The organism is Paraburkholderia sp. WC7.3g (genome assembly GCF_050436345.1).
In the GTDB taxonomy this organism is placed as follows: domain Bacteria; phylum Pseudomonadota; class Gammaproteobacteria; order Burkholderiales; family Burkholderiaceae; genus Paraburkholderia; species Paraburkholderia podalyriae.
This window is the reverse complement of the sequence record NZ_JBNDMA010000002.1, coordinates 2,213,751-2,236,393: the sequence shown is the minus strand read 5'-3', so window position 1 is coordinate 2,236,393 and position 22,643 is coordinate 2,213,751. Positions and strand designations below refer to the sequence as shown.

21 protein-coding genes and 2 pseudogenes are annotated in these 22,643 nt (G+C 62.0%); all 23 read right to left on the bottom strand.

Features of this window, described 5'->3' with window-relative positions:
* Positions 1-397: 397 nt before the first annotated feature.
* The 23 genes and pseudogenes from OKW43_RS21665 to OKW43_RS21555 all read right to left on the bottom strand — a co-directional run bounded on the left by OKW43_RS21665 (position 398) and on the right by OKW43_RS21555 (position 22,618).
* Positions 398-784 carry a hypothetical protein gene (locus OKW43_RS21665; protein ID WP_429449737.1) on the bottom strand — a complete coding sequence of 129 codons (387 nt, stop codon included), beginning with the start codon at positions 782-784 and terminating at the stop codon, positions 398-400.
* Positions 742-1,200 carry a hypothetical protein gene (locus OKW43_RS21660; protein WP_429449735.1) on the bottom strand — a complete coding sequence of 153 codons (459 nt, stop codon included), beginning with the start codon at positions 1,198-1,200 and terminating at the stop codon, positions 742-744. Before OKW43_RS21660 ends, OKW43_RS21665 begins: the two co-directional genes overlap by 43 nt.
* 86 nt (positions 1,201-1,286) lie before the next feature.
* A complete protein-coding gene (locus OKW43_RS21655; RefSeq protein ID WP_429449733.1) occupies positions 1,287-2,531 on the bottom strand; it encodes an acyl-CoA dehydrogenase family protein in 1,245 nt (414 codons plus the stop codon).
* Between the two features lie 67 nt (positions 2,532-2,598).
* Entirely contained in the window at positions 2,599-3,363 is a 765-nt protein-coding gene (locus tag OKW43_RS21650) for an SDR family oxidoreductase (RefSeq protein ID WP_187637587.1), read from the bottom strand.
* Positions 3,364-3,409: 46 nt separating this feature from the next.
* Positions 3,410-4,429: a phosphotransferase gene (locus OKW43_RS21645; RefSeq protein ID WP_429449731.1), complete on the bottom strand. Its 1,020-nt coding sequence runs from the start codon at positions 4,427-4,429 to the stop codon at positions 3,410-3,412.
* Between the two features lie 22 nt (positions 4,430-4,451).
* On the bottom strand, positions 4,452-5,126 hold the full coding sequence (locus tag OKW43_RS21640; RefSeq protein ID WP_429449729.1) for a histidine phosphatase family protein: 675 nt from the start codon (positions 5,124-5,126) through the stop codon (positions 4,452-4,454).
* Positions 5,127-5,183: 57 nt separating this feature from the next.
* Entirely contained in the window at positions 5,184-6,125 is a 942-nt protein-coding gene (locus OKW43_RS21635; RefSeq protein WP_429449727.1) for a LysR family transcriptional regulator, read from the bottom strand.
* Between the two features lie 93 nt (positions 6,126-6,218).
* Complete coding sequence (locus tag OKW43_RS21630) at positions 6,219-6,833, bottom strand: methyl-accepting chemotaxis protein (RefSeq protein WP_429449725.1); 615 nt, start codon at positions 6,831-6,833, stop codon at positions 6,219-6,221.
* Positions 6,758-7,159 (bottom strand): HAMP domain-containing protein, encoded by a 402-nt coding sequence (locus tag OKW43_RS21625; protein ID WP_429451757.1) that lies wholly within the window; start codon positions 7,157-7,159, stop codon positions 6,758-6,760. Before OKW43_RS21625 ends, OKW43_RS21630 begins: the two co-directional genes overlap by 76 nt.
* 283 nt (positions 7,160-7,442) lie before the next feature.
* Entirely contained in the window at positions 7,443-7,787 is a 345-nt protein-coding gene (locus OKW43_RS21620) for an MCP four helix bundle domain-containing protein (RefSeq protein ID WP_281394055.1), read from the bottom strand.
* Between the two features lie 200 nt (positions 7,788-7,987).
* Positions 7,988-8,285, bottom strand: a pseudogene (locus tag OKW43_RS21615) (high-potential iron-sulfur protein).
* A gap of 110 nt (positions 8,286-8,395) precedes the next feature.
* Positions 8,396-9,807: pseudogene (pntB, locus tag OKW43_RS21610) on the bottom strand (Re/Si-specific NAD(P)(+) transhydrogenase subunit beta).
* Between the two features lie 13 nt (positions 9,808-9,820).
* Positions 9,821-11,416 (bottom strand): Re/Si-specific NAD(P)(+) transhydrogenase subunit alpha, encoded by a 1,596-nt coding sequence (locus OKW43_RS21605; protein WP_429449723.1) that lies wholly within the window; start codon positions 11,414-11,416, stop codon positions 9,821-9,823.
* 138 nt (positions 11,417-11,554) lie between these two features.
* Complete coding sequence (locus tag OKW43_RS21600; RefSeq protein ID WP_187637577.1) at positions 11,555-11,851, bottom strand: EthD family reductase; 297 nt, start codon at positions 11,849-11,851, stop codon at positions 11,555-11,557.
* 36 nt (positions 11,852-11,887) lie between these two features.
* Complete coding sequence (locus OKW43_RS21595) at positions 11,888-12,619, bottom strand: hypothetical protein (protein ID WP_429449720.1); 732 nt, start codon at positions 12,617-12,619, stop codon at positions 11,888-11,890.
* An 84-nt stretch (positions 12,620-12,703) separates the two neighbouring features.
* Positions 12,704-13,381: a hypothetical protein gene (locus OKW43_RS21590; protein WP_429449718.1), complete on the bottom strand. Its 678-nt coding sequence runs from the start codon at positions 13,379-13,381 to the stop codon at positions 12,704-12,706.
* Between the two features lie 34 nt (positions 13,382-13,415).
* Complete coding sequence (locus OKW43_RS21585) at positions 13,416-14,072, bottom strand: c-type cytochrome (protein WP_187637574.1); 657 nt, start codon at positions 14,070-14,072, stop codon at positions 13,416-13,418.
* Positions 14,073-14,082: 10 nt separating this feature from the next.
* A complete protein-coding gene (locus OKW43_RS21580; protein ID WP_429449716.1) occupies positions 14,083-15,567 on the bottom strand; it encodes an FAD-dependent oxidoreductase in 1,485 nt (494 codons plus the stop codon).
* 277 nt (positions 15,568-15,844) lie between these two features.
* A complete protein-coding gene (locus OKW43_RS21575; protein ID WP_429449713.1) occupies positions 15,845-17,134 on the bottom strand; it encodes an acyl-CoA dehydrogenase family protein in 1,290 nt (429 codons plus the stop codon).
* 197 nt (positions 17,135-17,331) lie between these two features.
* Positions 17,332-18,018, bottom strand: a complete 687-nt coding sequence (locus OKW43_RS21570; protein ID WP_429451755.1) for a TetR/AcrR family transcriptional regulator — start codon at positions 18,016-18,018, stop codon at positions 17,332-17,334.
* A gap of 257 nt (positions 18,019-18,275) precedes the next feature.
* Complete coding sequence (locus OKW43_RS21565) at positions 18,276-19,619, bottom strand: NAD(P)/FAD-dependent oxidoreductase (RefSeq protein WP_429451753.1); 1,344 nt, start codon at positions 19,617-19,619, stop codon at positions 18,276-18,278.
* Positions 19,620-19,797: 178 nt separating this feature from the next.
* Positions 19,798-21,039, bottom strand: a complete 1,242-nt coding sequence (locus OKW43_RS21560; protein WP_429449711.1) for a thiolase family protein — start codon at positions 21,037-21,039, stop codon at positions 19,798-19,800.
* Positions 21,040-21,064: 25 nt separating this feature from the next.
* Positions 21,065-22,618 carry a class I adenylate-forming enzyme family protein gene (locus OKW43_RS21555; RefSeq protein ID WP_429449709.1) on the bottom strand — a complete coding sequence of 518 codons (1,554 nt, stop codon included), beginning with the start codon at positions 22,616-22,618 and terminating at the stop codon, positions 21,065-21,067.
* Positions 22,619-22,643 lie beyond the last annotated feature (25 nt).

Here is a 22,643-nt window from a genome sequence, read left to right as displayed (position 1 = left end):
AAACGGAGCCGAGGCCCGCAATTCCCACTCTATTATCTTTTGCCGCCATATATCGTTGAACTTAAAGGATCTTCTTGACGCAAATGCAGGTGATACCGTCAGGTATACCGTCACCGCAGGCGCACTGAAAAAAATTGCCCGCGCCTTCCGGCTGCCGGAATGTTTGCTACTGGTCCAGCACTTCCCGTAGCAAAATGTTGCCGAATTAATTTGCGTCAAATTACGGAGAACACTAACGCTGCACTCGTGGAGCAATTGTGGACCTAGGCACGTCGCTTAGCCGAATTTCGACTGAATGAGACCGCTATTGGTGAGGCAGCTGCGGGCGGTGTGAAATGCAGCGTTTCGCTCGACGAGCGTGAGTTGCGCTTCGCGTGCTTTTCCGCCCGGTCTCTGGCTAGACGAACTGCGCGGACCCGAGCACCCGGTAGTTAGGATTGGTACTGGCCGTCGGATTGCGGTGGTCGTGCCCGAACCAGGCTTTGGGCGCATAGGCCGGGCGGTCATATTCACAACTGCCGTAGGTCGCCCAGAAGAGTTCCCAGTGTGCTCCGTTCACGTGGCCGAACACGATGGTGCCGCCGGTGAACTCGACGTTCGTGCGCGACTGCCCGAGCTTGCGGTTGATCTCGGCCATCGCGCCGGCGTTGTAGGCCGGCTTGGCCACGTTGCCGAGCGGCAGCAGGTTCAGCCCGAGCGGAGCCGCCGCAAGGTGGCCGCGCGCGGTGTTGTACAGGTTATTCAGGTAAGCGGTGCAAGCCGGCAGTTCCAGCGTCGGCTGCAAGCCGCCCAAGTGACCGCCCCCGGCGCATTGGACTGGTTGTTCGCGTGGTAGACGACAATGGACCCCGGTACGCCGTGCACGCTGTCGACGTAGACCATGCAGCCAGACAGGTTCGTCGTCAGAAACGACTGCGGCGCGCCTGCGCCGCCGGGCGGCGGGAGCACCATCGAAGTGATTTCGTCGGTCGCGAATGGCAGGAAATAGGTGTCACCGGTGGGCGCGGCCTGCGGATTCAGGCTCGTGAGGCCCGCAATGCCGACGCCGACATTCATCGCCGGATTCAGGTTGACCCGGCAGTTCGCCGCCGTGTAGTGGCGATGCAAGCCGTTGACCAGTGGTACGAACGCCCCGCCGTTGAAGTTGCCGGTCGACACCGTGGTCGGGAGGGTACGACAGTTGGCGACATTGATAGGCATTTCCAGGTGGCCTCCAGATCGCTGTGGCGAGTGGCTTGCACGACGATACGCGCAAGTTCTTCGCGTCGTCAACCCGCTGCCATGCCCTACACCGCGAGCGTCAGGTATGGATTCTTATGGCCCGGCGCATAGGGCCGCGCCTTGATCTCCATGCGCGCAATGCTCTGGAGATGCACCTCGTCCGGGCCATCGGCGAAGCGCAATGCGCGCCCCCAGGTCCAGCTGTCCGCCAGCGGCGTGTCGGGGCTCAGGCCCATGGCGCCGAAGGCCTGTATCGCCCGTTCACACACGGCGGTGTGCACGCTAGGCACGAGTGCCTTGATCATCGAGATTTCCTTGCGCGCCTCCTTGGCGCCCACGGTGTCGATCATCCACGCGGCCTTCAGCACGAGGAGACGAGCCTGATCTATTTCGATGCGCGACTTCGCGATCCACTCCGCAACACTGCCGTGCTCATATAGCTTCTTGCCGAACGCCGTGCGCGCCTGCGCACGTTCGATCATCAACTCGAGCGCCAGCTCGGCAGCGCCAATCGAGCGCATGCAGTGGTGAATGCGCCCCGGGCCAAGACGCGCCTGGGCGAGCGCAAAGCCGCTGCCCTCTTCGCCCAGAAGATTCGAGCGCGGTACGCGCACGTCCCTGAATTCGATCTCGCAGTGGCCTTCGGGCGACGTGTGATTGACCACGGTGATATTGCGGATGACCTTCACACCCGGCGTGTCGCGCGGCACGAGAATCATGCTTTGCTGACGATGCGCGGGCGCATCCAGGTTCGTTTTCCCCATGACGATAAACAGCTGGCAATTCGGGTGCGCTGCGTTCGTGATGAACCACTTGCGGCCATCGATCACGTATTCGTCGCCATCGAGACGAACGGACGTGGTGATATTGGTCGCGTCCGAAGAGGCCACCGCGGGTTCGGTCATTGCAAACGCCGAGCGGATCTTGCCGTCGAGCAGCGGATCGAGCCACCTCTTTCGTTGCGCAGGCGTGGCGAACATATGGAGCAGTTCCATGTTGCCCGTATCCGGCGCATTGCAATTGAATACTTCGGAAGCCCAGGAAACACGCCCCATGATCTCGGCAAGTGGGGCGTACTCGAGGTTGGTCAGCCGCGTGCCCGGCTCGTCCTCGCGCAGATGCGGCAAGAACAGGTTCCAGAGGCCCTCCGCACGGGCCCTCTCCTTCAAGTCGTCCATGAAGGAAACAGGGTATTGTCCTGCGCTCACTTCTTCGTGCCATTGGTGGATGCGCGGCACGATTTGCGTGTCCATGAACGCACGCACCTGCGCGCACAGCGCTTCGACTTTCGGGCTATAGGCAAAGTCCATTTTGCTATTCCTTGAATCCTTGTGAATGTCGCGCGGCGCGAGCGTCGATGCTGCGCCGTTCTCTTGATCAGATCGTCAGTCCGCCATCAACGACGATGCACTCGCCGTTGGTGTAGCTCGCTGCATCGGAGACGAGATACAGCACCGTGCCGGCCATCTCGCGCGGCTCTGCATGGCGGCGCAGCGGAATCTTCGTCATCCACGCTTCGTAGATGGCCTGGTCCTCGAACAGGGCGCCGGCAAATTTGGTCTTGGTGAGGCCTGGCAGCAACGCATTCACGCGAATGCCGCACGGGCCACATTCCTTGGCGAACGCGCGCGTCATATTGACCACGGCGGCCTTGGTGATCGAATAGATGCCCTGCTTGTCGCCAGGCTGCAGCGCATTGACAGAAGCCGTGTTGACGATCGCCCCGCCGCCGTGTTCGCGCATCAGCTTGCCCGCTTCGACCGACATGAAGAAGTAGCCACGCAGATTGACCTCCACCGTCTTTTCGAACGACGCGAGATCGGTATCGAGAATGTGGCCGAAATACGGATTCGCCGCCGCGTTGTTCACGAGGATGTCCAGCCGGCCATGCCGCGAGCGGATGTGCTGAAAAACGCCTTGAATGTCGTCGAGACGCCCCACGTGGCACGGGTACGCCTCGGCGCTGCCGCCCGCCTCCTTGATCAAGCGCGCCACCGTCTCGCAGTCCTCGAGCTTCCGGCTTGATACGATCACATGTGCGCCTTGCTCTGCGAGCAGCTTCGCGATCTCTTCGCCAATGCCACGGCTCGCTCCCGTGACCAATGCAATCTTGCCGTGCAAATCGAATAAATTGGTACTCACAGCTGTCTCCTCGATATATCCACGTGCATGCGTCAAACGCCAGGCGTCAAGTTAGGTCGACGCCCATCTGCGCGAGCGAACCGGCCATTTCGCCTACCTGGCGTGCCTTCTCGTTCGACGCATTGCCGCCAAGCGCACGCTTCTTCACGCCCTGCGCAATGGCGGCAAGCCGGAAGAAGCTGAACGCGAGGTAAAAATTCCAGTTCTCGATCGGCCCGATGCCCCGCAGCCGGCAATACCGCTCGACGATCGCGGCCTCGTCCGGCACGCCAAGCGCAGCCCGGTCCAGCCCCGCGAGACCGACGATATGGCCTTGGGGCGGAAGCCGCAGACACATGCAGAAGTACGCGAGGTCGGCGAGCGGATTGCCGAGCGTGGAGAGTTCCCAGTCGAGCACCGCGCGAACCCGCGGCGTTCCGCGATGAAAAATCAGGTTGTCGATGCGAAAGTCGCCGTGCACGAGCGAAGACTTCCCCGCTTCGGCTGGACAATGCGCCGGCAACCAGTCGATCAGCGCTTCCATGGCGTCGAGGTCTTCGGTCTGCGCCGCGCGATACTGTTTGGTCCACACGTCGATCTGGCGCGAGAAGTAGTTGCCCGCGCGGCCATAGTCGGCAAGACGAACGGCCTCGACATCCACATCGTGCAGAGCGGCCATCGTGGCGATCAGCGCGTCGTAGACGGCGCCGCGCTCGTTCACGTGCAACGCGGGCAAGGACGGGTCCCAGTAGATTTCGCCCTCCTCGAAGCTCATCACGTAGAACATGCTGCCGATCACTTCGCGGTCCTCGCAAAGGTGCAGGACCCGCGGCACAGGAACCGGCGTGCTGCTGAGCGCACTTAACACGCGAAATTCGCGGTCCACGGCGTGGGCGGACTTGAGCAGTTCGCCCGGCGGCTGACGCCGGAGTACATAGCGGCCGCTTTGCGCTTCGAGGAGAAACGTGGGGTTCGACTGTCCGCCGTCGAACTTCTCGACGGACGCGGGTCCCTGAAAGGCAGGAACATGTGCGGTCAGATAGCGCGTGAGGGCAACGACATCGAACTGAACACTTGCATTCATCATGGCGCGGGAATCCGGATTCGAATCAGCCATAGGTAACGAGTTCGCGCCTCTCGACCTGTTCGAGATGTGGCAAGGCGTTAAAGGTGACCAGCGACATCGCGCTGTCGTTGAAGACGTACTGGCTCACACTACTGTTGCGGATCTGCATGTTGAGCGCGATGGCCGCGGACGCAGGTGCGTTCAGGATCTGCTGGGTGAAGACGGCGATCGGGCCGCCCGAACTCACCACCAGAACGCGCTTGGCGCCCGAACGCTGAATGGCGAGACGCGCGTGCTCTACACGCGCCTGGAACTCTCCCCAGGTCTCAGGAACGCGCCTGGGCAGTTTATCTTCGGACCAAAGCTGCAAGGCCTGCTTGAGTCTCTCGTAGAAGTGCTTCATCGACCTGTCGGCCAAGGGACCCGACGCCGGACCGCTTTCTCCCAGCGCGGAAAACAGCGCGTGAAAATCGTACTCGTTCAAACCGGCGTCCTGCGCGATCTCTACTGGCTGGCCGCCCATCGCGGTGAGCAAGGCGTCTGCGGTTTGAGCGTGCCGCCGCATCGTGCCGGTCACGACGCGATCAAAGCTCAGGTCCGACTGCGCGAAGTATTCGCCTAGCCAGCGCGACTGGGCGAAGCCCGAAGATGAAAGCTCGTCATAGTTTTTAGCGCCGAAAGACGCTTGCCCATGCCGCACCAGATAGAGTTCCGCCATGCCAACCTCGTCTGAACATGACTGAAACGATACCGGGGTGCATGACATTCAGGAAATTTATTCTCGTGATGCCTCACCATAACGATTGGTGACACCCCCCGACTGCCGCTGCTTGCGCATGAGACGGCCAATCTGCTCGCGCAGCCAGCGATGCGCCGGGTCCGCGGCGACGCTGCGGTGCCAGTAGCCATGCGTCTCTAGATCTGGGAGGTCGAAAGGCAGCGCGACGATGCGCGCGTCATAGCGCTTGAGCAGCATGAGTGGCGCAGTCAAGGCGAGATCGGTGCGCATCGCGATCAAGGGCGCAACGAGATAATGTTGGACGCGCGTCTGGATAGCGCGCCTGAGCCCCAGCTTGTTGAGTTCCGTATCGACGAGGCCTGGCCCCTGCCTGCGACTGGACACGTGGATATGGCCGAAGCGCAAGTAGTCGTCTCTCGTGAGCTTCTTCTTCGTGAATGGATGATCACGGCGCAGCATGCAGGCGTAACGGTCACGGCCCATCGGCTCCTGTTCCAGGTACGGATCGTCGATGAGGGGCGCGTCGATCGCAAGATGGACCGCGCCGCTCGCGAGCGCTTCGGGAACGTCGCGCCGCGTTGTGAAGTAGCTCTCGATGCGGATGCCCGGCGCGAGGTGCTGCAGCACCTCCTGCAGTGCCGGCAGCAGCATCGCCTCGGTCAGGTCGTTCATGCTGAGCCGGAAGGTCCGTTGCGACGAGGCCGGATCGAAACGCTCGCCGGCATGCGTGCTCGAATCGAGTAGCTGCAGCGCCTCACGCACGCGGCCAATGATGTTCTCGGAAACGGGCGTGGGGACCATGCCGGCCGGTGTGCTCACGAACAGCGGATCGTCGAATGCCTTGCGCATGCGCGCGAGCGCGTTGCTGACGGCGGGCTGCGTGATGAACAGCAATTCCGCCGCGCGCGTGAGGTTGCGCGTTCGATAGACGGCTTCGAACACGACGAAGAGATTCAGATCGACTTTTGATGGGCGCATGTCGCGAGCCTAACCGGCCCATCGCAATGCCGTCAATCGAGGGCATGAGCCAGCCCATTCGCCGGACCTGCTGGGAACGTCCTCGGAGGTGAATCAGGACGATGACGCGTGCGTTTGCGAATGGACCTCGAATACGGCAATGGCGCGCCGCTGGGCGCCCACCTCCTCTTTTTGCGAGGCCGCCGCTTCTGCCGCTTGTTGAACTACCGCCGCGTTCTTGCGAATGACCTGGTCCATACGGATCACGGCCTCGTTGACCTGCCCGATTCCCCCGCGCTGTTCTTCTGAAGCGTCGAAAATATTGTCGTTGATCTCGACCACGCGCTGGATCGCTCCCCGAACGTCCACCATGGCCTGCACGACGCGGTCAGCATGCACGGCCCCCCCGGAAATCGCCTCGGCGGAGGTCCGGACCAGAGCCTTGATCTCCTTCGCTGCGATGGCTGCGCGCTGCGCGAGGCTACGAACTTCTCCGGCGACCACCGCGAACCCCCGCCCATGCTCACCTGCGCGCGCAGCCTCGACAGCCGCATTCAGCGCAAGAATGTTAGTCTGCAGAGCGATTTCTTCGATGAGCGCGGTAATTTCCACGATCTTCGCCGAGCTGGCTGAGATGTTGTCCATCGTGCCTCTCATCTGCTCGACCGCGGCCATGCTGGTATCGGTCGCGAGCGACGTCGCGTTGGCAAACTCCGCTGCCAGGCGCACATGATCCCAATTGCGGCGAACCGAGAGAGGATGAGTTCATCCATGCTTGCCGCCGTTTCCTCAAGTGACGCGGCTTGCCGCCTCGCGCCTGCTGAGAGGTCGGTATTACCGTCGGCTATCTGGCTGGATGCATTCAGAATCGCGTCGCTTGAAACCTTGATCGTCTGAACGGTTCTTGCGAGATGTCCGGCCATCGCCCGGAGCGCCCGGAGCAACTGCCCAAACTCACCGCGCAAGCGTATCCCCTCGGCGTCACCCAGCCGACCCTCGGCAATTCGCCGGGCTACTCCAAGTGCGGCCTTCAACGGACTCGTAATCGCCCACACCAGCCACGCGGACGCGGCGGATGCCGCTGCAATACCCAGGCCGATTGCGCCAAGCACCTTCCACCGCAATGCGTTGAACGTGGCGTTGCCCCGTCCAGCCAACTGCCGTGCCTACATCGCGCTCAACGCAACGTCGCGGCCGATCGCGTCGGACACCGCATCGCCGGTCTCTGTGAGTTCATCGATCGTGAACGCCGCCATTTCCAGATTTCCGGCGCGCAGCACCGAAACAATGTCGTCCGACTGCGTCGAAACACCGCCAGTTCCTTCGCCACGCGATCGGCTACCCGACGCTCATCGGGCGTGGCGATTTTGCTGGGTAATAGTCGTGCCAGGCCCGATCGAGCTTGTGCTGCTCTTCGCCGATGCTTGCAACGAGCTCGGCAGCCTTGTCCTCGTCATGCAGCGCCTGGATATAACGCATCTGAAGGCGAACCTTCAGAGCGGCTGCCTGTACAGCGGCAAGATCTTCGATTGGAACCGTGCTCACCGAGTACATGCTGCCCATATCCGCGCTGAGCCTCGCGAGACCGCGAAGCCCCATCAGACCTATGGACGCCATGAGCGCGACGCAAACGCTTAGCGCCAGCATGATCTTTAACCGGATCGTACCTGTGAACGCCCTCATTAGACACATCCATCAATTGAGGAAGCCTTACGGTGTTACCGCCCTGTCAACATATATCCTGGCTATCTGTTAAATCAGCCGACGGCTTCCATGCCATTTGGCGTGAGCCCGGCTTGCCGGCGCCGATCGGTTGTGCGCCCGGGGCGCGCAACGATGCGCTGCATGCGCACGTCTTTCGTGTTCGAGCAGCCTGTGCGCGATCAGACCTTTTTGTTATAGGCACTACACCAGCCCTTGGCCGCCACCTGCTTGCCGCCGAAAATCGGGCACGGAGCGAACGCATTGATAGAAGGCGCAGTTTCGACAGACCTGACCCGCTGCGTACTTTGCATACTTCGTCTTGTCGACGTTCGCCGCGTCGATCCTGTAACCGAGCGCGAGCGACGTCGAGTCGGCTTCCGACACCATGGCCTCATCGGCAAAAGCAATGCGAGACAGCGCTAGTCCAGAAGCAATACCTGCGGTAATGGTCATAAAAGTGCGGCGCGACTTCCTCATGCAAATGCTCCTTCATTCGAAATGGCATGCCAATAGGGCACAGGGATAACAGCAAATTATGGGTAGACAAAGTTGCGTGGATTTGCGCCGGGAAGCGCACATCGCTGCGTTCAGACTTTCAGCGCACCAAAAATCTCACCCAACATCGTCTTCGCATCGCCGAACAGCATGCGATTGTTGTCTTTGTAGAAGAGCGGGTTGTCTACGCCGGCATAGCCCGAGGCCATGCTGCGCTTCATTACGATCGACGTCCTGGCCTTCCAGACCTCCAGCACCGGCATGCCGGCGATCGGGCTCGCGGGATCCTCCTGCGCCGCCGGGTTCACGATGTCGTTCGCGCCGATGACCATCGAAACGTCCCCTCGGCGAAGTCGGCGTTGATCTCGTCCATCTCCATCACGATGTTGTAGGGCACCTTCGCTTCGGCCAGCAGCACGTTCATGTGGCCCGGCATCCGGCCAGCGACCGGGTGGATCGCGAAGCGCACATCGACGCCCTTTTCGCGCAGCAGAGTGGTGAGTTCGTACACCGTGTGCTGGGCTTGCGCGACGGCCATGCCGTAGCCGGGCACGATGATCACGCTCTTCGCGTCGCGCAGCAGCTCGGCGGTTTCGGCGGAGCTCACCGCCACCACCTCGCCGGCCGGCTCCGCCCCGCCACCCGCAGCCGCGGACGCGCCGCTACCGGTACCGAAGCCGCCAGCGATCACGCTGATGAAGTTGCGGTTCATCGCACGGCACATGATGTAGGACAGAATTGCGCCCGACGAGCCCACCAGCGCGCCGATCACGATCAGCAGGTCGTTGCTGAGCATGAAACCGGTTGCCGCGGCGGCCCAGCCCGAGTAGCTGTTGAGCATCGACACCACCACGGGCATGTCTGCACCGCCGATTGCCATCACCATGTGCACGCCGAACAGCAGCGAGAGCACCGTCATCACGACGAGCGCCGTCATGCCGTCCTGAATCGTCTCCGCATGCAGGAACGCGCGGCCGGACACGATCACCGCGAGCAACGCGGCCAGATTGAGCCAATGGCGCGCCGGCAGCAGCAGCGGCTTGCCGCCGATCCTGCCCGACAGTTTGCCGAACGCAATGACCGAGCCCGCGAAGGTCACCGCGCCGATCAGGATGCCGACGTAGATTTCGACTTCGTGGATGGCCTTTTCGGCGCCGGTGAACTGCACGGAGGTGTCGATGTAGCTGGCAAAGCCGACGAGGCAAGCCGCGAGGCCGACCAGGCTGTGCATCAGCGCAACCAGTTCGGGCATCTGCGTCATCTGTACCTTCTTTGCGGCGATGAGGCCCACGGCGCCGCCGACCACCAGCGCAGCGACGACGTACGGAATGCCCGCAGCCGACACGCGCGGACCGAGGATGGTTGCCAGCACGGCGATGACCATGCCGATCATGCCGAGCAGGTTGCCACGGCGCGCGGTCTCGGGATTGGCCAGCCCGCCGAGGCTGAGGATGAAGAGGATGGCCGCGCCGATGTAGGAAACGGTAGTCAGGTTGGAAGTCATTATTGTCGTTCCATTATTTGCGGAACATCGCGAGCATGCGTCGCGTCACCGCGAAGCCGCCGAACATGTTGACGGCCGTGAGTGCCAGCGCGCCCACGGCCAGGCCAAGGATCAGCCCTGATGGCCGGTCGCCCACCGCGGCCTCGCCTAACGGCGGCGCGACCTGCACCAGCGCACCGATCGCGATGATCGAAGAGATCGCGTTGGTCACGCTCATCAGCGGCGTATGCAGCGCCGGCGTGACGTTCCAGATCACCATGTAGCCGATGAAGCAGGCCAGCACGAACACCGTGAAGTGCGACAGGAACGCGGCCGGCGCAAATTGGCCGACCAGCAGGAACGCCAGTGCGCCGAGGCCGAAGACGATGGCGAGCGTCCTGGCCGACATCGGCTCGCCGGTGCCGTGGCCATGGCCTTTGGGCTTGACCCCCGCCACCGCCGGCGCGGCCGATTGAGGCGCGGTTGCGGCGGCCGGCTGCCTGATCGGCGGCGGCGGCCAGGTAGTGTTGCCTTCCTTGATGACCGTAAGGCCACGAATGGCGTCGTCATCGAAGTCGACATTGATCGTGCCGTCCTTCGTCTTGCACAACTCTTCGACCACGCGCAGCAGATTGTTTGCATACAACGTGGACGACTGCCTCGCCAGACGCGACGCAAGATCGGTATAGCCGACGATGGTCACGCCGTGGCGCACCACCGCCTCGCCGGGCACGGTCAGCTCGCAGTTGCCGCCCTGCTCCGCGGCCATGTCCACGATCACGCTGCCCGGCGTCATCGACTGCACCATCCCGGCCGTGATGAGCTTCGGAGCCGGCTTGCCGGGAATCAGCGCGGTCGTGATGATGATGTCCGCGTCCTTCGCCTGCTGCGCGTACATCGCGCGCTGCGCCTGCTGGAAGCCCTCGCTCATGACCTTGGCGTAGCCGCCGCCGCCCGAGCCTTCGTCGTAGTCCACCTTGACGAATTCGCCACCCAGGGACTTGACCTGGTCGGCCACCTCGGCGCGCGTGTCGTTGGCGCGCACGATCGCGCCGAGACTGGCCGCGGTGCCGATTGCAGCCAGGCCTGCCACGCCGGCGCCGGCGATGAAGACCCTGGCAGGCGGGACCTTGCCGGCGGCGGTGACCTGACCATTCAGGAAGCGGCCGAACGCATGGGCTGCCTCGATCACCGCCCGGTAGCCGCTGATGCCGGCCATCGAGGTGAGCGCGTCCATCTTCTGCGCACGTGACAGCGTGCGCGGCAGCGAATCGATCGCCAGCACGGTGGCGCTCTTCGCGGCCAGTTGCTGCATCAGTTCGGGGTTCTGGGCCGGCCACACGAAGCCGATCAGCGTGCCGCCATCGCGCATCAGGGACACTTCTTCGCTGCTCGGGGGGCGCACCTTGAAAACGATGTCACTGCGGGCCCAAAGTTCGGCGGCCGTTGCGACGACTTCGGCACCGGCCGCACGGTAGGCTTCATCGTCAAAGTTCGCGGCGGCTCCTGCACCGCTTTGCACGGCAACTGCGAACCCCAGCTTGATCAGTTTCTCGACCACCTCGGGCACCGTCGTTACACGCCGCTCCCCGGTGGCTGTCTCCTGGGGAATTCCAATCAGTAAAGTCATAGGGCAAGTTGATTGTTCACATTGGTATCGGCCCCCCTAAGAAGGGTGAGCGAGTCGCCCCCCCTGCGGCAACAGAAGGCGCAGTAATGCAAAGCAGGTCTGGCGGCACGGGCGAAATCAGTCAGGCCGCGCAATCGGTCAGTCGTCCGCGCAGAAAATCGTCGGCGTGGTATTGGTGAAGTTCTTCACGTCGCCGATCACCTCGGCGGCCTTCGCGGAGGAAAGGGCGTCATCGATCCCGACGCGATCGCTGAAACGCAATATCGCTATGCATGCGAAAGGTTGCAGCTTTGATGATGGAAACAGAACCTCGGCCGATTGCAGACCAAACTCACTCCACGCCGAGCGGACAAGCGGAGCATGGGTCGAAAGGTAATACTCGCGGTCAAACGTCCCGCCTTCTGCGCTCGGGTAGCTCACGATCAGGGTAGCCATATTCAATTCCGTGTCGAGATGTATGTGAGAGTGGGCTCAGGTGGTCACGCCAGCGCCCTGCAAGCGTGCCGGTAGCGTTCGTGCGCGGCGCAGCAACTGCCAGCCGAACAACAACATCCACAACGGTAGAACCAGCACGACGACCATCTCGCTCGCATTCGAAAGCGCGTCGAGATCCGGAAAAAAACCGAACAGGAAGAAGACCCCGAAAGCCCCGCCGACGATCTTCAGCAGGATCGACCCCTTCCACCCCGCTCTTTTGAGCACGTTGCCGGCAATCGGCGTCCAGAAGAGCACGAGGGGACCCTCAATCCACCAGAGACCGTTTTGCGTCCCATTGGCTATCCCCGTCCATACCGCCGACGCGGCGTTTCTCGTGGCATCGTCGCCGCCCGCATAGAGATGTGCCAGCGGGTGAAGGATTGCAAACTGCATGACCGCGCCGGTCACGCCCACCATGACATACAGCACGACGGCCATCGCCACCATGTCGCCGAGTGCGCCCAGTTCCTCGCGAAATGCGTGCACAAAGTATCCACCGATGGGCAGGAAAGGCAGGTAGAAGCCAAACACATCGGCAGCCATACTCCAGCGGAACAGGTCGCGGGTGTCCGGTGGCAATGCCAGCATCGATGCACCGTGCAGCACCATATCCGCATCCGAGCCCGTCACCGCCACGGACAATCCAACATTCGCGTATGCCAGCAAGCCGCCGATGATGGCACTCCAGGCAGTGAAGCGCATTACCCTGCGCGAGGTCTGATTCATCACAATTCTCCAGGAGAAACGTTCAGCGTTGCCCGCGTTGGACTTCCGGTCGCATCGGACCGCGGCAACAGCGGGGGCTTTTGCTCAATTGCCATAAGGAATGGGGTTATTTGACGCCATACTCCGGCTTTGGACCCGCTCCAAGGCGCAATAGCCGTAATAGATCGCTGGCATGAAGTAGGCCCACGTGCACAGCGCAAGCGTGAAGAAATTGAGCACGACGTTGGTTTCCTCTCCAGGGATCTTGTAGAAGTCGTAAATGCCGGCAATCGCGAGCGATGTCGCCAGCGCCACTGCCACTCCCAACGCCTCGAGCATCGCGCCGATGTCCAGTAATCGCTTGACGAAATAAGCGAGATATATCGACAGCCAGATCCACATCGCCAGATAGAAGTAGGGCAAAACTCCGGAGATGAAATCCGCCCCAACGAGGACGAATGTGAGCGCAAAGGAAGCGACGAATACCACGACGTCCTGGCGAATTGATGGCCTGTAGCCATGCGTAATCGCCATCAAGCCCGCGACGGCGATAATAGGCATGCCGAACCCACGAGAAAACGCGTCAAAGAAGTGTGCTATCTCATAGGAAACCGCATTGCCAGTAGCAAAAAATCCGATGGCGTTCGTGGCCGAGGTACCGACGATCCACATCTCCAGCCCGAGAAGATAGTTTCGTTTCCTGACGATCTTCCAGCCGTAAAAAAACGAACTCAATGCCAGCACAGCACTGGATAGCATAAGAACTAAGGTTCTGAGGTCCATGACTAAACTCCTAACTCCGGTTGCATCTGATTGGTCAATCTTTCTTCGGGTCGAGGCTTGCCAGATAGGTGGCGATGGCCTTGCGGTCTTCGGGCGAAAAACCTGTTGCAAGGTTCTTCATGACGCCAGTGGGTTCGCTGCGGATTCCGGAAGCGAACTCGTCGAACTGCGCGAGCAGATAGTCATATCCCTGACCAGCCAGACGCGGAAACTGGTCGTGGCCCGTCAATTGGGCACCGTGACATGCGACACAGTTGCCCGTGGCGACCAGGCGCTGCCCCTGCTCGCGCAGTTGAGCATCCGGCTTGAAGTAGCGATTCGCGGCAGGGGCCACGGCGGCAAAATATTCAGCGAGCGATTTGATCTGCGGATCGCTCATCGTCATCGCGAGAGGCCCCATGTTCGGATTGCGCCGCGCCTCACTCGCGAAACTGTGGAGCTGGGCTTCAAGGTAAGGCGCTGGCTGCCCCGCCAGGCTCGGATACCCCTGATCGAGCGAATTGCCTTTGACCCCATGGCAGCCCATGCAGACATCGGTCATATGCGGCCAGGCGCCGCCGTCGGCCAGGTAAGCCGTGGTCGACGTCGTGATATAGCTCTGAAGGCGATAAAGACCCAGCAGATCGGAACCGAAAATAGCCAGCAACAGGACGACAACCAAAGGAATGCCAATCAATAGAATTTTTTTCATCGTCGCCTTCCTACGCCCGACGCAGGGCATTCAGCGCCTGAAGCGCGCCATGATGGCCAGAACGCACGGCACCATCCATGTAGCCGGCCCAGATATTCGCAGTCTCCGTCCCCGACCAGATCAGCTTGCCGCACGAGGGGCGCAGCGCTTCGCCGTGGGCGCTCCAGAATCCCGGCGGAATCGCGGAAACGCAGGTAATCGTCCACGGATCGGCCCGGCCCCAGTCCTGATCGTGGTAGGCGATGGGAGACAGCGCTTCGTCGCCCCATGCCTGCGCGTAGAACTGCTTATGCATGGCCATTGCCGCGTCCCGATCCGACGGGACCATCGCATTCTCGACGAATGCGTTGACGACTCCGATCTCTGCGCCGGGCGGGGAGTTGTCATAGGCCCAGAGGATTGGGCCATTGAACTGGAAAATGCTGCCGTTCATGCCCTTGTCACGCCAGAACGGGCGGCGATAGACCATCGCCGTCTTCCGTGCAGGAGAATGCGCGGGCCAGGCTCGCTGCAGGGCCGCGCGCTTTTCGGGCAGGGGCGGATCGAACTGCACCCGATGACACAAAGCCGGATGGATGGCCATGATGACGGTCCGTGCCCGCACTTCGCCATGGTCGGTATGCACGGTGACGACATCGCCATCCCAACCGGAAATCTGGCGAACCGGAGAGGACATGCGCACCTTGTCGTCAAGTTGCTGGGCCATCTTGATGCTGAGGATTTGCGAGCCGCCGATGAAGCGGGTTTCCTGGGCACTGTGCCTGATCGAATCGAGCTGCGAGTAATCGCAATCCGCCGAATTGACCATCGAAAGGAAATGCAGCAGCCCCATCTTCGCCGGCGCCGCGCCGCCCGAAAGGGTGATGCTGCCATTCCACGCAACCTGGTCTTCAGGCTTGATATTCTGCTTTTCCAGCCAATCACCAACCGAGAGCTTGTCCAGTTCACCGGCCTTCGGGGACGTCCATGGTGCGCCACAAGGCACGTCGCGCGAGAGCCTGCTGAGCTTTGCCCCGACCGACTCGTCGGTGCCGAACGTGCCCTTCAGATCGACTGCCACGCGACCGTCTCCGCCCAGAATGACCGTGTTCCCGTCGTAGTAGGTCGGAAAGGTCCCGACGCCCAGCTCGCGCGCGAGATCCGCGACGGCGGTCTGGCCGGGCCCGATCCATTGCCCGCCGACTTCCGAAACGTATCCGACGGGGATGTTGTAGTTGAGCGTTCGCCCACCCACGCGGTCCCGGGCTTCCAGCACGAGAAAGGACTCGCAGCCCGCCTGACGCAGGTCGCGCGCGGCGGTCAGTCCGGCCAGTCCCGCGCCGATGATGGCGACGTCGAGAATGCCGTCCTCGCCTGGCGCGGCCTTGGTGATTGCGGCATACGACTGCTGCGCACCCATGGCGAGCGTGCCCGCGGCAGCCGAGGCACCGGCATATTTGAGCCATCGCCTGCGCTGCGGGTTTGTAGCGCTGTCTGGGGAAGATTTTTTTGCCATATTGACTCTGTCTACGTGATGAGAGCTCCGCTCCGCGCGGTCACCGCGACTGCCCGGTCAGAGGCGAGTCTCCATATCTGGTCGATTCACCTTGCCGCGCAACTCCTTCGCACCCCTTTGATAATCACTTGCGCGCCTCGACCGGGAACCGCGAGATCTGTCGCTTCAGCGAACCCAGATTGACGGCACTCCCCCCACACCAGCTGCTAACTGATAACCCGATCCGAATGCCATCGAACTCCAACGCCCAACCGATTCTTCGGCGCCGAAGGCGTGGTTACTCCTTCGTCCACCCGTTCTGATAGAGCTTTCCTGCCAGCACGCCCAGACGCAACGTGAGGTGGTAGTTCTCGCCATCTTCGATCAGTGCGGATCGCACGTCGCGGAACAGTTTCTCGATCGCAAATTCGCGGGTAGTGCCGTTGCCGCCAAATAGCTGGAACGCCTCGTGCGTGATCTTCATCGCCTCTTCGGTCACGCTTACCTTTGCCTGGGCCGTCGCATAGGGATGGCTCTTCGGAGACAGACGCGAGAAAGCGAGGCTGCGCCGCGCGATCGCACGCGCCATCTCCAGCCGGCGCAGCATCTCGCCAACGCGCAGTTGCGTCATCTGGTGGTCGATCAACAACGCTCCACCTTGCTTGCGCTCGTGACAATACGCCAGTGCGAGTTCGAACGCCGCGCGCGCCACCCCCACGAACACCTGGCACATGTGTGTGCCTGCGAACGACCAGGTCGAGGCCAGATTGCCGAGATATTCGTCCTGCAACGCAATGGCGAAGCGCTTGGGCACCTTCACGTTGTCGAAGTAGATCTCGCCCTGCGGCAGCGAGCGCTGGCCAATCTTGTCGAGCGACTTGCCGCGCGAGATACCCGGCAGATCGAGTGGAATGATCATGCCCACGCCATTGGTAAACGAGCCATGTTCGCCGGTGCCATAGAAGCCATCGCCATAGTCCGCCGCCATGTACGCGAGCGCCACCTGCGCGACCGAGCCGTTAGAGATCCACGCCGAACTCTGCCCGTTGATGACGATTTCGTCCGCGCCTACCTTCGCCGTGAGGTTACCCACCGGTTGCTTGCCGCCCGCGCCGATCTCGTCGCGGTAGAGAATCGCGGCATCGGTGCCACGGTCGGGCTGCGTGTTCATCCAGCAACCAATCTTGCCCGTGCACATGTCAATCAGTTCCTGATTACCGACCGACTGCGCCATCATCAAAGGTGCGGGCGCGACACCGATCGAGATGGCAATCCCGGCATCACCCCAGCCGAGTTCTTCGCCGATCAATGATTCAATCCGCACCGCCATGTCCGGAGGAAGCTGCGCGAGAAGCTGCGGATCGAGGCCGAGTTTCGCGCTTTCCATCATGGCCGCCCAGTACGGCGAACCGGGCGCGATCACTTCTTCCGGCGTCATGCGGTCGAGTTCGCGGCCGACGGGCTTCAGTACGTCGCGTGCGAAACGGTGAACCGTGTCCTGGATCGCACGCTCCTCTTCGCTCATCGGCGTTTCGAAACCGGTCAATCCTGCCAGCGGCAACCCTACGGACTTGTGCAGTCGAATCATTTCGGTACTCCTCCTTTCCTGGACGCATGTCGACCGGACTGCCCGGCAACCCGATCACTTCATTAATAGATCAACATACCAAACATAGGTAACAATACAAAACACGAGATGAAAAAAAAAGACAGGGTATTCCCCTGTCCTCTTTCTTCACTGGCACGGCGCTGCGGCTGCCAGTGCCTGTACCGGCGTGAGCGGCCCTAAGCCGCCTCGGCGTCCACCGTCTTTCCCCACACCAGCTCATGCGCGATCTGAAGAAACTTCGCTTCGAACCCTCGCATGTACGCGCGCTTGGCGCGCGGAGTGCCCAGATGCATTGTCATGCCGTCCGCCATCGAAATGAGCAGCACGGCAATGTGGGCACTCTCGGCCGCCCCACGCTCCGGATTCGCCGCGCGAATGAGCGTGGCAAGTTCGGTCGTCAAGGTGTCGTACCATTCGTCGCGCAACTGTCCGCACTCCGGGTCGGTAGACGCAAACGAAAAGAAATGCCACCACAGCGCGATGTTCTTCGAGTCCTTCGCGTCTTTCACCGACTGATCGAAAATAGCGTCGAGCGTCGCACGCGGCGAAACGTTGCTCTGAAGCGCCTGTTTCAGCGTATCGAGATACGTGTCGATGATGGGCGCCATGACCGCCCGCAGGACGGCAGGCCGCGTCGGGAAGTAATACTGCAGGTTGCTCACACTGATTCCCGCTTTGAGGGCGACGGCGCGCAGCGAGAAGTCCATGGGACCACTCTCGAGCAGGAGCTTCCTTGCCACACGAATAATCGCGTTGCGCGTACGTAGACCCTGGGAACGCAGGCCGTCGGGGGCGGTTCCCGCGGAGGCTGCCGCGCTCGACGTGCGCCGCTTACGGGTGCTTGGTTCTTTTGGCACTGTCATCGCTTTCCGTCCTGAGTGAAGTATGCCCCCTCGCCGAAGCGAAGCAATGCGGTCACACGAACCGTTCTCTAGGTAAACATGACTATACCTTACGCCAGGCTGAACATCCATCCACATGGAGGGCGCGTGACGCAGCGTTTGTCCCCGCCTGTTATCACGTTCGTTCACCGTGGCCAACCATCGAGTCACTTGCCCAACACCTCAATCGCACCCCGTCGAAGCATGATCTCTGTATGCATTTCGTGGCGCTATGCACATTACGCCCGCTGCGCCTGCGCTGCGCGCGCCTTGTCGTTCACGCGGTCGTCGAGCGCGTCCACGACGCCCAGCGTCCCGTTGATCACGCACCATCGCAGGGGCTCTGGAAGCGTCGATGGCGTCTTGTGATCCAGCGCGGAAAGGAGCGGATTGTCGGTGCCGCGAATCCGCCCGGCAATCATGTTTCCGACCATGGATTGAGCGGCCACGCCATGTCCGGAGCACCCCGCGCTGTAGAAGATGTTCCGGTGCGCCCCTGTCGCCCCTACAACGGGCAACGCGTCATTGGCCAAACTGATATAGCCGCTCCAGCAGGCCCGCAACGCAATGCCTTTGAGTGTCGGAAAGCGGTCATGCAGCGCCGTGCGCAGCTCGCGATACGACTCGTAGTCCGGCACGTTCGGCGTTTTGGAGCCGTATGGATAATGGATTCGCTTCGTCGTCACAACGAGCGTGTTGTTGACGGTCAGGCGGTGGCTTTCCATGGTCCAGTGTGCCGTCACGATGCCTTCGCGCCGCGGCCAGCCCAAGGTCTTGCGCTGCGCATCGGAAAGCGGCTCGGTCTCGATGGCCGAGACCCGCAACGGTACGACCTTGTCTGCAAGGAGGCCGAGCTGCGGGGTGTAGGCGTTGGTGGCCAGCATCAGCACCGGGGCGCTCGCACTGCCTCGAGGGGTTTGCACCTTGATGACCGGCCCCTCCGTGTAAGACAGCAGCGGCGTATTCTCGTAGAGCTTAACCCCAGCCCGCAGAGCCGCGCGCCGGAGCCCCATCACGTACTTGCCGGGGTGGAGCGTGCCACCGCGCGGCACGTAGTTGCCGAACAGAAACGCCGGCGGAATGCCGCGTGCACGCATCTCGCCCTGATCGAGAAAGTCCGAGCGAAAGCCCAGTTCGGCGCCGGTTCGCATGTCCTCGCGTACCTTCTCCTCCTGGGCGGGATCGATCCCCGCGCGGATGATGCCCGTCTGGTTGTAGTCACAGTCGATCTCGTACTCTTCGAGCTTGCCCTCCACGAAGGGGACGGCGTCCTCGTAGTAGCGGACGATCGCCTTCCCTTTCTCATGGCCGATGCTCTTGAGAAACAGATCGTATTCGAGCGCGAGCGCGCCGGCCAGATAGCCCGCGTTGCGTCCGCTCGCGCCAAATCCGGCGAACTCACGCTCGAGCACGACCACTTTCGCTCCATGGCTGACCAGCTCCAGCGCCGCCGAAAGTCCAGCAAAACCGGCGCCGACGATGACTACATCCGCGCTCACGTCGCCTACGAGTTCGGGTTGCATATCGTCTGGCCTTTCGACCCAGCCGCCTAGCGCGCGGTACTTCTCCATGTCCGCAGACATTCTGCCCTCCACAACGGGTCCAGCAGAATCGACACGTGAGCATTGCGTGGCCGCCACTGCTGGCACCACCACGGCAGCAGCAGCCGCGCCCTTGAGGAAAGTGCGGCGATTCACCCCGGAGCGCGAGTCGTCTTGCCGCTCTGCCTGGGTTTCCGTCATCTCGTCCATACCTGCTCCGTCAAGACTTGCTCAGAATGTGGACGGCAAGCGCCGCCTCTTCGATGCCTTGAAATCCACCGCCATTTTCCTGAATCGCGTGACGCGCGCCGGGTACCTGACGCGCCCCCGCTTCACCGCGCAGTTGGGTCACCAGTTCGTAAAGCTGACCGATCCCCGTCGCACCCAATGGATGTCCCTTCGATTCGAGTCCGCCCGACGTGTTGATGGGAATGCGCCCGCCCAGCGTGAACTCGCCGCGCTCGGCAGCCGGACCGCCCTGACCGGGTGGAACCAGTTGGAGGTTTTCGGCCTGGATGATTTCGCCCATCGCCGACGCGTCGTGCACCTCGGCGACATCGATGTCATCGGGACCGAGACTCGCCTGCTCGTAGGCCTGCAGCGCCGCGAGGCGGCCGATGTTCTTCTGCGTCTCGTTGACGCGACGATGCGTGAAGCTGCGCACCACGCTGGCCGCGACCCGGATGCATCGGCTACGGTCCGCGCCGATGCGTCTCAAGCCCTCCCCCGTGCACAGGATCGCCGCAGCAGCGCCGTCCGAAACGGGCGCACACATGGGCAGCGTGATCGGATACGTGATGGGCGGCGCCGCGAGCACCTCGTCGATCGTGAAAGCCTGGCGGAACTGCGAATACGGGTTGTGCACCGAATGCAGATGGTTCTTCGAAGACACGGCGGCGATCTGGCGCTGCGTGGTGCCGTAGGTCTTCATGTGATACCGGCACAGCGCGGCATAGACCGACATGAAGCGGCTATAGGGGCGATCCGACTCGGAACCGGGCGGCGGCTCGACGCCTTCGCCGAGCTTCAACAGGCTGGCGAAGTTCTCATCGACGCGCGTCACGTCCCAACCCGCCTCGAACAGGGCGAATGACTTCGCCTTGTCCGGGACGTTCATCTTCTCCGCACCGAGCGCCAGCGCAACATCGCAGGCACCCGACCTCAATGCCTGTACCGCGAGATGCACAGCGGTGCTGCCGGATGCGCAGGCGTTTTCGACGTTGTAGACCGGGATGCCTTCAATGCCGATCTTGCTGAAGACGACCTGACCCGGAATCGACAGTTGGCCTTGCAACGGCCCGCTGGTGATGCCTGCATAGAAAGCCGCGCCGATCGCCTCGGCTCCGCAACCCGCATCCTTCAACGCTCCGCGGAGTGCTTCGCCCGCGAGATCGTCGACGCTGCGTTCGAAATGCCGGCCGAACACGGTCATCGCAATGCCGGCAATGTAAATGTCGCTCATGGTGTTTTATCCCAGCGTGGCTGACTCAGATGCGGCGGGTTTCTCCCTGCCAGTACTGCTCGCGCAGATCCTTTTTCAGCACCTTGCCGGCCGGGCTGCGCGGCAACGCGCCGATGAAGTCCACGCTCTTCGGTGACTTGACCGAGCCGAGCTTCTCCTTGCACAACGCCACGAGCTCTTCGGCACTGACGCTATGACCCGCGTTGAGCTCCACTACCGCCTTCACGGCTTCGCCCCACTTTTCGTCGGGCACGCCGATCACCGCGCAATCCTGCACCGCCGGATGCGCCCAGATCACTTGCTCGACTTCGCTCGGATAGACGTTGAAGCCACCGCTGATGATCATGTCCTTCTTACGATCAGTGATGTGCAGATACCCTTCCGGGTCAAGATGCCCGACGTCGCCCGTGTGCAGCCAGCCGTCCACAATCGTTTCCGCGGTCTTCTCCGGCGCCTTGTAGTAGCCCTTCATGACGAGGTCGCCGCGTACGCAGATTTCTCCCGTCTCGCCTTGCGGCACGATCTCACCGCGGTCGTTCATGATTTCGACGCGGATCAGCGGGTTGGGCCTGCCGACCGACGAGAGCCGGCTGTCCAGCCCAAGCTTGCCGTCGACGAAGTGCTCGGCAGGCGTGAGATAGGAGATGGACGCCGGGGCTTCCGTCTGGCCATAGCCGCCCGCCATGACCGGACCGAACACCTCGATCGCGCGCTTGAGCTTCTCCACCGACATCGGTGCCGCGCCATACAGGAAGCATTTGAGCGACGAAAAATCCTGGCTCTCGATGCCCGGGATATCGAGCAGGCGATAGATGACCGTCGGTGGCAGGAAGAACTCCGTGACCCGATGCTTCGCGATCGCCGCGAGCAGAAGCGCCGGATCCGGCTTCGGCAGCACGACCACCGTACCGCCGCGGGCGGTGCACGGCAACGACAGCATCCCTGCGGTATGCGTCATGGGCGCGGCGGCGAGATTCACCGGGCGCTCAACACCATACGGATACGCCATCATGAACTGCGCGAAGTAAGTCTGAAACGTGCGATGCGTGTTCATCACGCCCTTGGGCAAGCCGGTCGTCCCGCCTGTGCCCGAAAGGGTCACGATGTCGTCCATGTCGTAATCGACGCGCGGTTCGGTCGCGGGTTGCGCCGCGCTCCATATCTCGAGCGACGGCGCCCACGGCAGATCGGCATCGATACAGACCCAGAGCCTGACTCTGGGCAGGCTGGGACGCAACGCTTCGATCGCCGGTGCGAACGCCTGATGAAAGAAAAGCGCTTCGCAATCGAATGCGTCGAGCAGGTACTGATTCTCCCGCGGTGCGCTGCGTCCGTTCACGGGGATCCATACCACCCCGGCACGCCACAGCCCCAGCGTGCAGGTCCATGCCGTGACGTCGTTGTCGGCCCAGACCGCCGCCTTCGCTTCTTTTTCGAAGCCGGCTGCGAGCAGGCCGTTGGCGATGCGGCACGACAGTGTGTGAACCTCACTGAACGAATAGCTACGCTCGTCCTGAATGTAGGCGACGCCGTTGGGGTTGATGCGCCAACCGCGGTCGAAGAAGTCAATGATTGCCATGTCCCATGTTTCCCTGAGTCATTCC